This window comes from Paenibacillus phytohabitans (assembly GCF_013141775.1).
GTDB classification, from domain to species: Bacteria; Bacillota; Bacilli; order Paenibacillales; family Paenibacillaceae; genus Paenibacillus_AQ; species Paenibacillus_AQ phytohabitans.
Genome location: NZ_WHOB01000094.1, coordinates 140,710 through 154,862 on the forward strand (window position 1 = coordinate 140,710; position 14,153 = coordinate 154,862).

General features: G+C 55.0%; 13 protein-coding genes. 2 read left to right on the top strand and 11 right to left on the bottom strand.

Annotated elements, in window-relative coordinates:
* Window positions 1-79 precede the first annotated feature (79 nt).
* Together GC101_RS33065 and GC101_RS33070 are read left to right on the top strand one after the other, a co-directional pair.
* Entirely contained in the window at window positions 80-898 is an 819-nt protein-coding gene (locus GC101_RS33065) for an energy-coupling factor ABC transporter ATP-binding protein (RefSeq protein WP_246354623.1), read from the top strand.
* The gene (locus GC101_RS33070; RefSeq protein ID WP_171720764.1) at window positions 895-2,769 is read left to right on the top strand and encodes an ATP-binding cassette domain-containing protein; all 1,875 of its coding nucleotides are present in this window, start codon (window positions 895-897) and stop codon (window positions 2,767-2,769) included. The genes GC101_RS33065 and GC101_RS33070 overlap by 4 nt, the downstream gene beginning before the upstream one ends.
* Here GC101_RS33070 and GC101_RS33075 read toward each other — a convergent pair.
* The 11 genes from GC101_RS33075 to GC101_RS33125 all read right to left on the bottom strand — a co-directional run bounded on the left by GC101_RS33075 (window position 2,762) and on the right by GC101_RS33125 (window position 14,131).
* Window positions 2,762-3,625 carry a nitroreductase family protein gene (locus tag GC101_RS33075; protein ID WP_171720765.1) on the bottom strand — a complete coding sequence of 288 codons (864 nt, stop codon included), beginning with the start codon at window positions 3,623-3,625 and terminating at the stop codon, window positions 2,762-2,764. The genes GC101_RS33070 and GC101_RS33075 overlap by 8 nt on opposite strands.
* 236 nt (window positions 3,626-3,861) lie before the next feature.
* A complete protein-coding gene (mprF, locus tag GC101_RS33080) occupies window positions 3,862-6,519 on the bottom strand; it encodes a bifunctional lysylphosphatidylglycerol flippase/synthetase MprF (protein ID WP_171720766.1) in 2,658 nt (885 codons plus the stop codon).
* Window positions 6,520-6,856: 337 nt separating this feature from the next.
* Window positions 6,857-7,216 carry a FlxA-like family protein gene (locus GC101_RS33085; protein WP_171720767.1) on the bottom strand — a complete coding sequence of 120 codons (360 nt, stop codon included), beginning with the start codon at window positions 7,214-7,216 and terminating at the stop codon, window positions 6,857-6,859.
* 89 nt (window positions 7,217-7,305) lie between these two features.
* Window positions 7,306-8,172, bottom strand: a complete 867-nt coding sequence (locus GC101_RS33090; protein WP_171720768.1) for a DMT family transporter — start codon at window positions 8,170-8,172, stop codon at window positions 7,306-7,308.
* Window positions 8,169-9,398, bottom strand: coding sequence for a multidrug effflux MFS transporter (locus GC101_RS33095; protein ID WP_171720769.1), 1,230 nt, complete (start codon window positions 9,396-9,398; stop codon window positions 8,169-8,171). Before GC101_RS33095 ends, GC101_RS33090 begins: the two co-directional genes overlap by 4 nt.
* Window positions 9,399-9,658: 260 nt before the next feature.
* Complete coding sequence (locus GC101_RS33100) at window positions 9,659-10,276, bottom strand: alpha/beta hydrolase (RefSeq protein ID WP_171720803.1); 618 nt, start codon at window positions 10,274-10,276, stop codon at window positions 9,659-9,661.
* 2 nt (window positions 10,277-10,278) lie between these two features.
* Entirely contained in the window at window positions 10,279-11,229 is a 951-nt protein-coding gene (locus GC101_RS33105; RefSeq protein ID WP_171720770.1) for a ring-cleaving dioxygenase, read from the bottom strand.
* A gap of 127 nt (window positions 11,230-11,356) precedes the next feature.
* A complete protein-coding gene (locus GC101_RS33110; RefSeq protein WP_039308226.1) occupies window positions 11,357-11,758 on the bottom strand; it encodes a DoxX family protein in 402 nt (133 codons plus the stop codon).
* Window positions 11,759-12,017: 259 nt separating this feature from the next.
* Window positions 12,018-12,491, bottom strand: coding sequence for a MarR family winged helix-turn-helix transcriptional regulator (locus tag GC101_RS33115; RefSeq protein ID WP_042140349.1), 474 nt, complete (start codon window positions 12,489-12,491; stop codon window positions 12,018-12,020).
* 142 nt (window positions 12,492-12,633) lie between these two features.
* Window positions 12,634-13,356, bottom strand: a complete 723-nt coding sequence (locus GC101_RS33120; RefSeq protein ID WP_171720771.1) for a LytR/AlgR family response regulator transcription factor — start codon at window positions 13,354-13,356, stop codon at window positions 12,634-12,636.
* A 34-nt stretch (window positions 13,357-13,390) separates the two neighbouring features.
* Window positions 13,391-14,131 carry a sensor histidine kinase gene (locus GC101_RS33125; protein WP_171720772.1) on the bottom strand — a complete coding sequence of 247 codons (741 nt, stop codon included), beginning with the start codon at window positions 14,129-14,131 and terminating at the stop codon, window positions 13,391-13,393.
* Window positions 14,132-14,153: the final 22 nt, after the last annotated feature.

Genomic DNA, 14,153 nt, shown 5'->3' on the forward strand with positions numbered 1-14,153 from the left:
CCCCCTCCGGATACATCAATCCTCAAATCTTTGTTATAATGGGGAGCGATTGTTGACTAGAGCTGTAAGGAAAGCGGGCATGAGGATGATCAGGGCGCATAATTTGACCTTGTCTTTACGGGATGGCCAGCACAGGCGCCCGGTTCTGCAAGGGATTAGTATCCATATTGGACGGGGAGAATGGGTTGCGCTCACAGGAGCCAACGGCTGCGGCAAAACATCGCTGATCCGCACCTTCAACGGGCTGATTCCCCCGTCAGGAGGCAGTCTGTCCGTCGCCGGGCTGGATCTGCGCTCGCCTCAGAACCGCGCGGACGTGAAGCAGCAGGTCCAGCTTGTATTTCAGAATCCCGAGGCACAGACGGTGGGCTCTACGCCCTTCGAGGACATCGCTTTCGGGCTGGAAAACCGCGGGCTGGACCGGAATCTGATGGTTACGCGAATCCATGATATTCTGCAGCAGGTAGGACTGGCCCACAAAGCAGAAGCAGATGTCGCCAGTCTATCCGGCGGAGAACGCCAGCGCCTGGCTGTCGGCTGCTGCCTTGCCCTGGAAGCAGGCATGATCATCTTCGATGAGGCCACTTCTATGCTGGACCCGGCGGGAAGGCAGGATATTCTAGAGCTGGCCCGGCAGTTATGGAGGAGCGGCACAACCGTGCTCTGGGTCACGCAGCGGATGGAGGAACTGGCCGAGAGCCAGCGCATTGCCGTTATGGGCGATGGCCGGCTGCTCTATGACGGTGATCCGCGCACCCTGTTCTACGCCTCCGGCCTGCCGGATGCGCTCGGATGGGTTCCATCGCCCGTGGTCCGCATCGGGAGACTGCTGCAGAGACAGAACTGGCCGCTTCATCTGCTCCCGCTGACCGAGCCGCAGCTGGAGGCGATGCTATGAGGATTCGGGCAGAGCATCTCTCCTTCCATTACGACGGCAAGTACGCCGTGCAGGATATCTCCCTGAATATCCCTGCAGGCACATTGACCGTGCTCTGCGGAGTTAACGGAAGCGGCAAGTCCACTCTGCTGCGCCTGCTCGCCGGGCTGGAGCATCCGGCATCCGGCAATATCATTCATGAGGATACGATGCCTGCGGACCGCAAGGTCGGGGAGGCTGTCGCTATGGTATTTCAGCAGCCGGAGACCCAGTTGTTCGCAGACAGCGTCCATAAGGATATCGAATACGGCCTGACGCAGCGCGGTGTACCTAAGGTGCAGCGGGACGGTATCATCCGCAGCGCCCTCGCGCGGACCGGGCTGCCTTATGATGAGTTCGCCGGACGTTCCCCTTTTCTGCTTAGCGGAGGCGAGAAGCGGCGGGTCTGTATTGCCGGAGCCATAGCCTCCCGGCCCGGGCTTCTCATTCTCGATGAGCCGACCGCAGGACTGGACCCGCTGGCGGCACAGTCGCTGCTGGAAATGGTGCAGGAGCTGCGGCAGAGCGGCCTGACTCTGATCATCGGCACCCATGATCTGGACAGCTTTCTGCCGGTTGCCGACGGGGTGATCGTGATGAAGCAGGGCGCGGCCCATTATGATGGCCCTGCTGCGGCACTGACAGCGGACCCCGGACTGCTGCGAGCTGCCGGACTTACGCCTCCGGCTTATGCCTCGCTAGGCCGCAGGCTTGTAGAACGCGGCTGGCTTGAAGCATTACCGGACAATCTGGAGGAGCTGCTCGCCGGACTGGATAAGCAGCCTCTGCCCGTTCCGCAGGAAGTCAGCACTCCTGCGGCGGCCCACAAGGAGCCCAGCGAAGGGAGAAGAAGCGAGACGGAATCTCCACCGGCAAGCGGAGACGCACCAGGTCTATCTGCCGCCACAATAGGCCCGGCAAGCGGAGACGCACCAGGTCTATCTGCCGCCACAACAGGCCCCGCAAGCGGAGACGCACCAGGTCTATCTGCCGCCACAATAGGCCCGGCAAGCGAGGCCTTGGCTTCAATGAATCCTCAGGCACTTTACGGGGAGCCCGCAACATCTGACCACTTATCAATCAAACAAGCCCCTGGCCGGTTACGCTGGCAGGGACTGGATCCCCGGGTCAAATGGCTGGGGATGATTATCGGATCACTGACCGTGCTGGGGATGGACACCTTCCTCCCGCTGCTGCTGGCTGCAAGCCTGCTGGCCGGACTCACGGTTTCGGCCGGAATTTCCTGGCGGAGGGTCTTCCGTTTCTTCCGCCCGTTCCTCCTCATGTTCCTGTTCCTCTGGCTGCTGTCCGGGCTCAGCTGGAACTCGCCCGGCTTCAGTATCGGCCCGCTCAGCTTCAGTTCTGCGGGACTTCAGCGCGGAGGAATCAGCGTGCTGCGGTTTCTGCTGCTGATCGTCCTCGGATTCCTGTTCACGGAGACCACTACCGGCGCTCCGCTGCGTGAAGGGCTGGAATGGGGAATTGCTCCGCTGAGACATCTTGGAATCCGGACCCGCAACTGGTCGCTGGCTGTGTCCGTGACGCTGCAGTTCGTGCCCTGGATTCTCGGCAAGCTGACACAGCTGCAGCTGGCACTGAGCTCGCGCGGCAGACGGGCCCGCGGACTGGCACGCTGGTCCCCGCGGCAGATTGCCCTGATCATCGTGCCCCTGATCATCCTTGTCCTGGGCATGGGCGACGAGCTGGCTACAGCCGTTGAATCGCGCGGGTATGATCCCGCCAAGCAGCGGACTCCTGTCTATCAGCTGGCCTGGAACAAGCGCGATACATGGGTTGCGCTATGTATCCTGACGGCAGCAGGCCTGTTGTGGTGGCTTTCCCGGATCAGCTAAGTGTATAGCTGAGCATGTATTCCGTATTCGGACTGCCGGCTTCTATTCCCGGATCGTTAATGGTCCAGGTGCCTGCAATATCCAGCTCGCGGCAGGCCAGCTCGAAATTGCAGGCGGCAATGCCGATATCAATCCGCTGCATCTGGAATCCGAGCTTATTGCCGCTATAATTAGGCGTATGCTCCAAGTAGAAATGCAGCTGCTGCCGGTCTGGAGACAAGACAAGTCTCCAGGGCTGCTTGTTGGAGGCTGACGGGCCGATCCGGACCATCTCGATGGGGACGGCCAGCTTCCCGGCGGCTTCCGGTGTCAGCCGTTTGCTGAAATCACCGTCACAGAAGAGCTCCTTCCAAGGCTTTTTATTGTCGGCTCTGACCACATACCGCATCGTGGTATCCAGCAGCCGCTGCTTCTCCCGCGCGTAGCCGAGCGGCGTAATGCAGGGAATAATCTCCCCTTCGGCAAGCTCCAGCTCACGGGTAAAGGATTTGCGGTTGAAGGTTCCGCCAATCCAGCAGGTTCCAAGACCCAGCCCGGTCGCAAAAAGAATCAGCTTCTGGAAGGTATATCCGAACTCCAGCAGTGCCAGCTTCCCGTTACGCACGGAGCCTACCAGATAAGCCTGCGGATTCACAATGATCCCGTAAGCGCCCAGCTTCATGCCCTTGCCTTCCCCCGCCCCGCCTTTGGCCCAGATCCATTCAATCCCTGATATCCCGCCAAAAGGACCGCGCAAATTCTCTTCCTTATCCAGATACTCCATAATGGAGGCATGGGCTGCTGTATCAATTGGTGTGGTCTCATAAGTCCGCACAGACTTGCGTTTCTCCATAATTTCCATTACTGCATTCCCCATAACAGCCGCCTCCTCAAATTATCCCGCAACCCTGCCCTGCCTTGTCTTGCCCTGACCTGAACTGCCCATTCCTTACTGGCTGGCTCAGCCTCCTTGTTACAGCTTCAAGCCCAAAAAAGAAGACTCCGCTAAGAACAGGAGCCCTCCCAAAATGATCTATACTCTATCGTTGCCTGTTCTGCGGTCCGGTTGCTGGTAAAATTAGTATCCCCCATTTCAGGAGAATCGTCCAGCTCTTATTCCTTATCTTCCGGACCCGGATGGCGGGAAACCAGTCTCACCAGATCGAGGGTTAACAGGTAGAGGGTAAGCGATGCAGGATACGCCAGATACCGCGGCTCCCACTGCGGCCCGAATTTCTCCTTATACCGCCGCAGGCCGGAGAATCCGTACCAGTGGCCGCCGCGTTCAAAGACCAGGCGGGCCACCTTCTCCTCGCGCAGCGCTCCGGTATTCCGGCCGGCACCAGGCTGCGGGGCATGACCCAGATTAAAGCTGCGGAACCCCCGCGACTTCGCCCACTCCAGCAGACACAGGAACAAGTAATCCATAGTCCCGTTCGGGGTATCCTTGCGGTGGCGCATGAGATCAATGGACACGGTCTTGTGTCCGTCATAGCCCGGGGCAACGGAGGCAAAAGCTATGAGTTGCCCGTCAGCTCCGCGCAGCAGCGCCAGCGGAGCGAGCTGCAGATACGGCTTGCTGAACCAGCCCAGCGAAAACCCTTTTTCCAGGCGCCCGTCCAGCCATTCCTCCGACAGCGCCCGGAGCTCCTGCAGCAGGTCTGCAGAATGCGCGGGCTCGGCAATCTCAAAGACATAGCCCTCACGTTCAAACCGGCTTGCCACACCGGGCAGATCGGCATTGCGGGGGCCGCTGGCCTTGAAGTTCTCAAGCGGCACCAACGCTTCCTCGCCCAGCTTGAAGAACCGGTAGCCTTGGCTCTGATACACCGGGAGGTAGGCTGGTGTAGCCTGGTAGAACACTACGGCGAGTCCATACAAATCCGCCGCCTGGCGGAACTCGCTGATTGCGTCATTGACCAGGCCCACCGGACCCAGAGGATCACCCAGTACCACCAGCTTGTCCCTTACTCTGGCAAAAGCGAATAACACTCTGCCCTCCCGGGCCCAGTAGAAGCTTTTGTCGCCCAGAAACAGCATATGGCTTAAGGCATTGCCCCAGCCTTCCGCCAGAAACTGCTCCAGCCGCGCCATATCCTTATCCGCGAAGAGCTCATCGGCCTTGCGCTGCGGCCGGAGAGCAACAAGCATAGTCAGCAGCAGCCAGGAGAAGATCAGTCCGCCTATAGCTGTAACCGCCACATTGCTGTGCTGCCGCAGCCATTCCGGCCGGATTCCGGCCGGGAGATGCTTCAGGAAACCGTGATGCGAATAACTCCCCAGCCCATAATAACTGAGTGCTACAACAGAAGTCAGAGCCAGCCACCATACGGTGCTCCTGGTACTGAGCGGCACACTAATCCGGTAGAACCGGGTCCGCGAGATCCAGAGGATCAGGCCTACCAGCAGCAGGAACAGCGCCTCTTCGTAATCGAATCCTTTCGTAAAAGCAAATACTGCACCGCCGAAGAGCAGCAGACTGGTCCAGACGTACGCCCTGTAGACACGCAGGGAAATTCCCCGCGACAGCAGGATTAGCATGAAGCCGATCAGCACGGACAGATGATGGGAAATCCGCATCACTGGCAGGGACAAGAGATTCTCCGTGATCCGCAGCCGGTAGAGCAGCTCAGGTGTAGCTGCGGACAGCAGCAGAATCAGACCGCTGGCCAGCACCAGCTTGCCGAGTGCCCAGACCCCCAGGTCGCTGAGGAAGGTGTATTGGCCGGGCCAGCCCCATATTCTCTGCCATACGGTAACGGGAGTTTCGACTCTGTCTCCGCTGCGTTCAGTCCCCTTCTTACCCGGCAGCCCGATCTCCAGCGCCGCCAGCACCAGTCCGATCAGCCAGGGCACAATGTAATAGAATAGTCTGTAGATGACGAGCACAGCCATGGCCTGATCGCTCCGGATTCCCAGCTGGGTAAGTCCAAGCAGGGCAATCAGGTCGAAGGCACCGATGCCTCCGGGAGCCATACTTAGAATGCCGGCAATGGCGGCAACGACATAAATACTGAAGACCGTAACAAACGGAGCACCGCCGAGCAGCTGACCGGCAATTATCCAGAAGGTCAGTCCGGCAAAGGCCCACTCCAGGAAGGAAGCTCCGACAGAAGCCGCTACCGTCAGCCAGGATGTCCTGCCCTGCCCCCGGTTAATCCACTTGGCGAATAGTGAGGAACGCTGGAGAATCACAAAAAACGGCAAATAAAGCGCCATTCCCCACACCGCGAATACCAGCCAGCGATGTTCATGTAGAAGGGCATCCGCCGGAAGGATTCCGGTAAGGGTGCACCATGAGAGCAGCGACAGCCCGGTTATCATCAGCGGTGACAGAAATACGATAGCCGGTGCCAGCACGGACGAGGGCACACCGCTCTTTTTGTAGAGCAGCGTCCGGAGGCCCGCGCCAGCCAGACCGGCAAAGCCGATCAGGTTATTGAACGTATTCGCGATCCAGGCATAGCGGAAGGTGCTTAAGTAGCTGGTCTGCAAGCGGAAATGCCCGCGGATTAAATAATCATAAGTGCTCATGACCGCAACGGAGAGCAGGGAAATGCCCAGCATCTGCAGAATGGCCGGTGCGGGGACTGCTTTTAATTCATGAATGATCATCCCCAAATGAATCTGCTTCAGCTCATTCTGCCCTTCCCAATAGACAAGACCGATGATCAGCAGCGGAACAAGCGCCCTTACCGCCTTAATCCGGTAGATGGATAGAAGCAGCCTCACGAATCTGAAGTGTTCCAATCTTTGTTTCATTGAATGCATGACTTTGAATGCATGACTTCACCTGCCCTTACTGCTGAACTCACCCTTGGCTAAACAATATTCAGCATTTTCCATAAAACCTATTATAGCAATATCAGCAGCAGATGACCCGTATAACGGTTGTATGTTCATCAGAGTTAGACAGCCGGCAAAGTGTAAATCACTGCAGCGGAGGAAAACCGAAGGTTGATTGATCCTGGGATACAAAAAATAGGCACCCGGACTGCGATCAGTCCGGATGCCTATTTCTTGCTGCACAAGGGTTGTCATACCGCAATAGAGAACCAGTCACCACGGCAATGGCGGTCCTCTTCTCAGGCATGCTGGTTAGCCGGGGTTATACCCGAATGTCAAATCTGCCTTCGCTATCTGTAGTTGCGGTCGCGATTTCCTGCGCAGATGCCGCTGCCAGCTTGCTGCTGTCAGCAGGCTTCTCCGGCGGTGCAGCTGCGCTTCCAGCTGAAGAGGCGCTGCTGGCACTCTGTGACTTTTGGGCAATTTGCGCTTCGATCTGCTTGATCTGCTGCTCAAGCTGTTTGGTCTTGGTTTCCTTAGTCTTCTCGTCGTCCTTGCTGGAGCTTACCTTCTCAAGATCAGCTTCCAGCTTCGCCTTCTGCTTCTCAAGCGCAGCTGTATCCGTTGCACTGGAGGACGTATACGTGGTAGATGTTGAAGCGGATACGGATGAAATATTCATACTTGTCCCTCCTTTCACCTATCCAATATATCTCTTTCACCCAAGTACAACGTTAAAATGCGCTGAAAGTTTGCTGAATGTCTGTTACCCTACGACTTGCCCGGCTTCCGGTTAACCAGTGTTACGCTCAGCAGGATGATAACCAGTCCGGCAAGGGTATTGGCATAGACCGGCTCATGCAGGAAGATGGCTCCCCACATCAGGCCGAATACAGGGACGAGAAATGTGACGCTGACGGTCTTGACCGGGCCGATGCTGGCGATCAGGCGGAAGTACAGCAGGTAAGCCACCGAGGTACAGATCAGCGACAAACCAAGTACGGAGTATACCGCAGCGGCCGAGGGCAGATGATCCGGGGCAAAAATAACCGCCAGCGGCAGCAGCACCACGCTTGCACCCAGCTGTTGTCCGGCAGCAAGCGCCAGCGGAGTGAGGCCGAAGCCTACACGTGAAGCATATAATCCACCAAATGCATAGCACAATGCGGCACAGAGCGAGTACCCTACTGACAAGAGAACTGTACTTGTGAGCGGTACCGGACTCCAGCCGACCAGAACAGCTACGCCAATTAGACCAATGACCAGGCCGGCCGACTTGGCCAGGCCCGGCTTCTCCTGCCGGGTTCCCCAGGCGGCTAGAGCCGCAAACATCGGGGTCGTGGCATTAAGGATTGCCGCCAGCGAAGCACTCAGATGCAGCTCAGCCATGCAGATCAGGGTGAACGGAAGTGCGGCATTAATGGCACCGAGCAGCAGGAACTGCTTCCAGTGCTTCAGGATGCCCAGTTTGCGCCGGGTCACAAACGCATAGAGCAGCAGGGCTGCTCCGGCAAGCGTAACACGCAGCTCGGTCGTGAAGACCGGCCCCAATTCAGGAGAGGCGATCCGCATGAACAGGAAGGAGGCTCCCCAGGCAAAGGCAAGCAGCAGCAGGGTCGTGAGATCCTTGCGGCTCATGGCTTGTCCGCCCTTTTGCAGAGCAGCAGGTAAGATAAAATGGACAGGATGCCTGCTCCCGCGATGACCAGCGCCATCGGCACAGCAGAGTCACTGCCGCCAAGTCCGACTAACGGAGCCGCACAGCTGCCCAGCAGCAAGGGAAGCAGACCCAGGAGTGCAGAGGCGCTGCCTGCGGTTTCTCCCTGATCCTGCATGGCAAGCGAGAAGCTGGTTGTACTCACCAGACCCACACTGGAGACCACGGCGAACAGGCAGACCAGAATCGGCAGCAGTCCGCCTCCGGCAAGGAGGGTAACCAGCAGCAGGACACCGCCGAAAGTACAGAGCAGAAGTCCGCTAATCAGCAGCTTGCGCTCCCCTACTCTTGCGGACAACCGGCCGGCAATCTGCCCGGAGATAATAATGCCGAGCCCGTTAACAGCGAAGATAAGGCTGTACATTTGCGGGGATACCCCGTAAATAATCTGCAATACGAAGGAAGAACCAGAAATATAAGCGAACATGGCTGCTGTAACGAAACCCTGGGAGAGGGCATAGCCCATAAACTTGGCATTGCCAAGCAGGATACGGAAGGTGAGCAGCGTTCCTTTGAGCCCGCTTTTGATCCGGCGTTCTTTGGGCAATGTCTCCGGCAGACGCAGCAGAATGATGGCCGCAAAGAGCAGTCCGAACACAAACAAAACTACAAACACACCCTGCCAGGTCGTTACTCTCAGCAGCTGTCCCCCGATGACAGGAGCGAAGATCGGCCCCAGCCCGTTGACAATCATCAGCAGCGAGAAGAACTTGGTTAATTCCGAGCCGCTGTACATATCACGGACCGCCGCCCGGGAGATGACCACACCTACTGATCCGGCCAGGCCCTGGATGAAACGCAGAAACACCAGCAGGCCGATAGAAGGACTGAACGCACAGAGCAGTGAAGAAACCGCATAAATCACCATACCGATAAAGAGCGGAACACGGCGTCCATGCACATCGCTGAGCGGTCCGGCCACCAGCTGGCCCGAGGCCAGCCCCAGCAGGAAGAAGGTCAGGCTGAGCTGCACCATAGCCGGACTGGTGGCGAAATGAGTGCTAAGCGCAGGCAGAGCCGGCAGATACATATCAATCGACAGAGGGCCGATCGTGGCGATGGCCCCCAGAATGACCGCCAGCTGCAGCCGCTGTTTCTTGGACGGCCCGCCCTCCGCAAGGCCTGAAATATGGTTTTGCTTAATCATGAATAGTGACGCAACCTTTCTCTTGGCACCCCTTTAAAAGACAGCAAATCCGTTTTTGCTCAGGTCCGTTTTTTATTCTTCATACTACCCGATCACAGCCTGAAAGTTCAATGCTTTTGTGCATTAACGGGGAATAGAACGGGGGAACAAATGTATCTCGGACCTATATCTCTATATCGCAAATAACCGCCTGCAGGAGTCGGCCGGCCGATCATATCACTGATCAGCAGCCCCCGCAGGCGGTTGTCTGTATAGTTATATCATTCTCCGGAAGCTGTGAGTCCGGCCAGCCAATCCCTGGCCGCTTCAGCTTCGGCGGTGCTCAGGCGGTGTCCCTGATTGCCCCAGTGAGAGGTGACTTCGGCTCCCGCGCCGCTCAGCAGGGATTCCAGCTCACGGGTCTCCTCGGAGCGGATGATCGGATCATTGGTTCCTGCCCCGATAAAGACCGGAACCCCCTGCAGCGACGGAATAGCAAGGCCGCGCAGCGGCACCATCGGATGCAGCAGCACTGCCGCGCGGAAGATGCCTCCGTAATGGAAGAGCAGGCTGCCGGCGATGTTCGCACCGTTGGAGTAGCCTACTGCAACCAGATTGCCGTTATCAAATCCGTACTTCGCTGCAGCCTCGTCCAGGAACTGCTTCACCTCATGGGTGCGGAAGATCAGATCCTCCTCGTCGAATATTCCTTCAGCCAGCCGCCGGAAAAAGCGCGGCATGCCATTCTCGAGTACATTCCCGCGGATGCCCAGCACCGAAGCGCCGGGAGCCAGCAGCCCGGCCAGCGGCAGCAGGTCATGCTCGTTGCCGCCTGTGCCGTGGAATAATACCAGCGTCGGCTGAGTAACATCCGTACCTTGATGGAATACATGCGTCATATTCATTTCTGATTCACCCCGATTTCGCGGATTTCAAATGGGCTCAAGTTATCTTCTATCGCCGCACGCTGCGGTTCAAACCATGCCGGAAGCATCAGCTTCTGTCCCAGCGCGTCCGGTGCTTCATCACGGGCAAAGCCGGGAGGATCGGTCGCAATCTCGAACAGGATTCCGCCTTCTTCACGGAAGTAGATGGCATTGAAGTACTGGCGGTCCTGCACCGGAGTCGGCTGGTAGCCGTGGCTCTGTACGCGGCGGCCCCATTCCAGCTGCTCGGCATCATCTTTGGCGCGCCAGGCGATGTGGTGGACGGTACCTGTGCCGCCAGCCCCCTGCGGAACCGGAGTAGCCTTCAGATCGATGATATTCCCGATATCACCGGCAGCTCTGTACCGGATGTAGCCGTCACCTTCAGCAATCCGCTCCATTCCCAGCGTACGGGAGAGAGTGTCTGCTGTTTTGTCCGGGGCAACGCTGTAGAGAACAGCACCTCCGAAGCCTTTGATCGCATGTTCTACAGGTACTCCGGCGAAGGACCAGGTGCTCAAGGAACCCTCTTCACGTTCCACCAGCTCAATCCGCAAACCGTCGAAGTCCGCGAAGGAGAGATAAGACTCGCCGATCCGGCTTACCTTGGTAACCGGAATCTGATAAGCGGCCAGCCGCTGCTCCCAGAACCCGATGGAGCCTGCCGGCACAGCATAAGTGGTTACGCCAACCTGACCGCCGCCGATTCTGCCCTTGCGTCCGGTAGACCAGGGGAAGAAGGTAATAATGGTGCCCGGTGCACCCTGCTCATTGCCGAAGTAGAGATGATAGACGTCGGGTGCGTCGAAGTTGATGGTTTTTTTGACAAGGCGCAGTCCGAGAATTCCGGCATAGAAATCAGCGTTACGCTGAGCATCTCCTACAAAAGCGGTGATATGATGAATTCCTGAAGTTTGCATAGTCATGATTATTACCTCCTGAAATTGGGTGTGTTGTACAATCTGTTCTTTTGTAAAATGAGGATGCTATCTTGACGTCCGCCCTGGGCAGCCACCCGCTGTCTGTGGAGCAGGCCGCCTGGCGTACCGGCTATTATTTAAAGAAAAGTGCATCAAGTGAAATCGAACCCGGACCCGCCAGAGCCACCCCGACCGCAACCACCAGTACCGTTAATGGAAACTCGATCCCGTTAGCCGTAGACCAGAACCCGTTAGGAGCATGGACTTTGACTATTGCGCCAAGCATGGTTGCGGCAATCAGCACAGCAGCTACCGGAGTCAACAGACCGAGTGTGAACAGCAGTCCTCCGACCAGCTCCATCAGTCCTGCCAGCACCGCCATACGTACGCCGGGCTTAATGCCGATCGACTCCATCCAGCCGCCTGTGCCTTTGGGGCCGTAGCCGCCGAACCAGCCGAACAGCTTCTGTGCACCATGCCCGATAAACGCTACACCAATTACCAATCTCATCAACAATAAACCTACACTAACCATTTTAAACACTCTCCATTCTCTCGATTTTAATTATCTTAACGTTAAGATATTAGGTAAAAATTTTTGGTCCTGCTGATCTATATATAATTTGCCCGCCATTCGGGGACTTGGCATTTTCATAGAATACCAATTCATTATTAGACTGTTAAATTTATGGACTGCCTGATCTTCAATGCTCATCTTGCTGCTAGCTAAGCTAACAGGCAGCTATCGAGTTCCAGCCGGCTGTTCAGAAACCCGCTGTGCTATTCCCGGTCTTCTATACACCCTTGCCCAGCTTCTTCAGCAGTTGAGTGGCCTGAGCCTTCTCTTCACTGTCCAGCCCGCCCATCAGGCTGTGTATGGAACTGACATGACGGGGGAAAATATCATCGAACAGCTCGCGCCCCGCTTCCGTAATCTCGGCATAAGTCACACGTCGGTCGTCCTCGCATGGAACGCGCTTCAGTAGTCCGCGCTTCTCCAGCTTATCGATGTTGTAGGTGATGCTGCCGCTGGTGACCAGAATCTTCTCGCCAATCTGCTGCAGTGGAATCCGCGTTCTATGATACAGGACTTCCAGCACCATGAACTCCGCCGATGCCAGCCCATGGCTCTTCATATCCTTCACCGCCTGATCCATCAGGCTCTTGTAAGCCTTGGACAGAACAACGAATAATTTCAGTGATGCCGCCTGTTCCTGATCGATTGTACTGTCAGCTGCTGTACCTGCTGTGTCATTATTGCCGCTCATTATGTGCACCTCCTGTCGTGTTCGCGTTTATCTTTAAGTTAATTATCTTTAAGTTAAGATAAATATACAGCATCCTGTAGAATCTGTCAACAGTATAGGGTGTACAAAAATTCAGCCCCCATTCCGGATAGAAACGCCCCCTTTACTCATTTACTTGCTTCTGGAGAAAAATATCCAGCTTCTTTCTAAAGGCTGTAGAATTACTCTGTGACAACGGAATAATATCCCCGTTCTTAATATAGATATTGTATCCCTTTACATAACTAACATAGTTCAGATTAATTACAAAACTCTTATGCGGAACCACAAAATCATATAGACTCATTTTCTTCGAAATATTAGATATCTTTTCTTTATGGATTATGTATTCTCTATCCCTTAGTGTCTGTAGATGTATGTCACGGTTCATATACTCAAAGTATAATATTTCCTTGAGGTGAAACGACTTCACACCTTCCTTGAACAAAAATTTAACCTGTTGTGTGTCTTTTTTTCTCGGCGAAATGTACTTAACGGTATCTCGGAGTAAAGCAGAAAGAACATCACGATTAACCGGTTTAACCAGATAGCCAAAGGCATGAACTGAGAACGCATAATCTTTGTAGATAGAGTAATTGGTTATAAATACTATCTTCACTTCTGTATCAAGCTCCCGGATTTCCTGTGCCAGCTCATATCCGTTCATGCCCGGCATATCTAAATCTAGAATCACCAGATCAAAAATTTCTCTGTCCTTTAGCATGGCCATTCCGAAATTGTATTCCTTGATGCTGTATTCTATTTCATTGTTTAAAGCTTCTTGAATACAACAGCTAATTTGATTAAGGACGTTTTGTTCATCCTCACATATTCCTATCTTAAGCATCTATGTCATCTCCATACATTTTTCTCTGAGGCCTTCACAATACAATTTTGATCTGTAGGTGGTCTCCAGATAACTCAGCACTGATCGTTCCGCGTATTTTATCAATTAGGATTTTGACGATCGACAACCCCAGCCCTGTACTCCCTACACTTCGCGATACATCTGAAGTATAGAAGCGGTCGAACAGCCGTGCCGGATCAACTTCTTTGGGAGTTGATATCATATTCGTCATTATCAATTCTGTCTTACTATTCTTCAGCAGGGTGATCCTGATCTCGCCTGTGGCATACTTTGCTGCATTATCAAGCAAGTTCTGCAGGATGCGCCGCAACATATCCTCATCCGTCCAGACAAATACGCTATCCTCCGGGAGCGTTATCTGCGGATGCAGCCCCCGCTCTTCAAACATGGCGGCGTTCTCCACAACGCTATCCATAATCACATTCGAGTAATTCACATTCTTGAACTTCGGCTGAATTTCTTCTGAATCCAGTACAGCCAGTTCATAAAATGATTTGATTAATGTCTGCAGATGATGGCCCTTGCGCAAAACAATTCCTATTTGCTCACGCTGCTCTGGTGTTATAGCCCCTTTTTGCAACAGCTGGAGGTAGCCGATCATCGAGGTCAGCGGTGTGCGCAGGTCATGGGAGATATTAGCTATGGATTCTTTCAGATGATTGCCGCTTCGTGCCATGTTAATACGGAGCTCACGCTGCTTCGTCAGGTTCTTGTTTATCTCTGCAGTGAGCACATTCAAATTCTTATCTATCAATGAAATATTCAACTTCTTTTCA

Coding starts and splice junctions, on each gene's coding strand:
- GC101_RS33110 (WP_039308226.1), bottom strand. CDS start 11,758: ATGGTTAGTGTAGGTTTATTGTTGATGAGATTGGTAATTGGTGTAGCG.
- GC101_RS33095 (WP_171720769.1), bottom strand. CDS start 9,398: ATGATTAAGCAAAACCATATTTCAGGCCTTGCGGAGGGCGGGCCGTCC.
- GC101_RS33120 (WP_171720771.1), bottom strand. CDS start 13,356: ATGCTTAAGATAGGAATATGTGAGGATGAACAAAACGTCCTTAATCAA.
- GC101_RS33100 (WP_171720803.1), bottom strand. CDS start 10,276: ATGACGCATGTATTCCATCAAGGTACGGATGTTACTCAGCCGACGCTG.
- GC101_RS33070 (WP_171720764.1), top strand. CDS start 895: ATGAGGATTCGGGCAGAGCATCTCTCCTTCCATTACGACGGCAAGTAC.
- mprF (WP_171720766.1), bottom strand. CDS start 6,519: ATGCATTCAATGAAACAAAGATTGGAACACTTCAGATTCGTGAGGCTG.
- GC101_RS33090 (WP_171720768.1), bottom strand. CDS start 8,172: ATGAGCCGCAAGGATCTCACGACCCTGCTGCTGCTTGCCTTTGCCTGG.
- GC101_RS33075 (WP_171720765.1), bottom strand. CDS start 3,625: ATGGGGAATGCAGTAATGGAAATTATGGAGAAACGCAAGTCTGTGCGG.
- GC101_RS33105 (WP_171720770.1), bottom strand. CDS start 11,229: ATGACTATGCAAACTTCAGGAATTCATCATATCACCGCTTTTGTAGGA.
- GC101_RS33085 (WP_171720767.1), bottom strand. CDS start 7,216: ATGAATATTTCATCCGTATCCGCTTCAACATCTACCACGTATACGTCC.
- GC101_RS33115 (WP_042140349.1), bottom strand. CDS start 12,491: ATGAGCGGCAATAATGACACAGCAGGTACAGCAGCTGACAGTACAATC.
- GC101_RS33065 (WP_246354623.1), top strand. CDS start 80: ATGAGGATGATCAGGGCGCATAATTTGACCTTGTCTTTACGGGATGGC.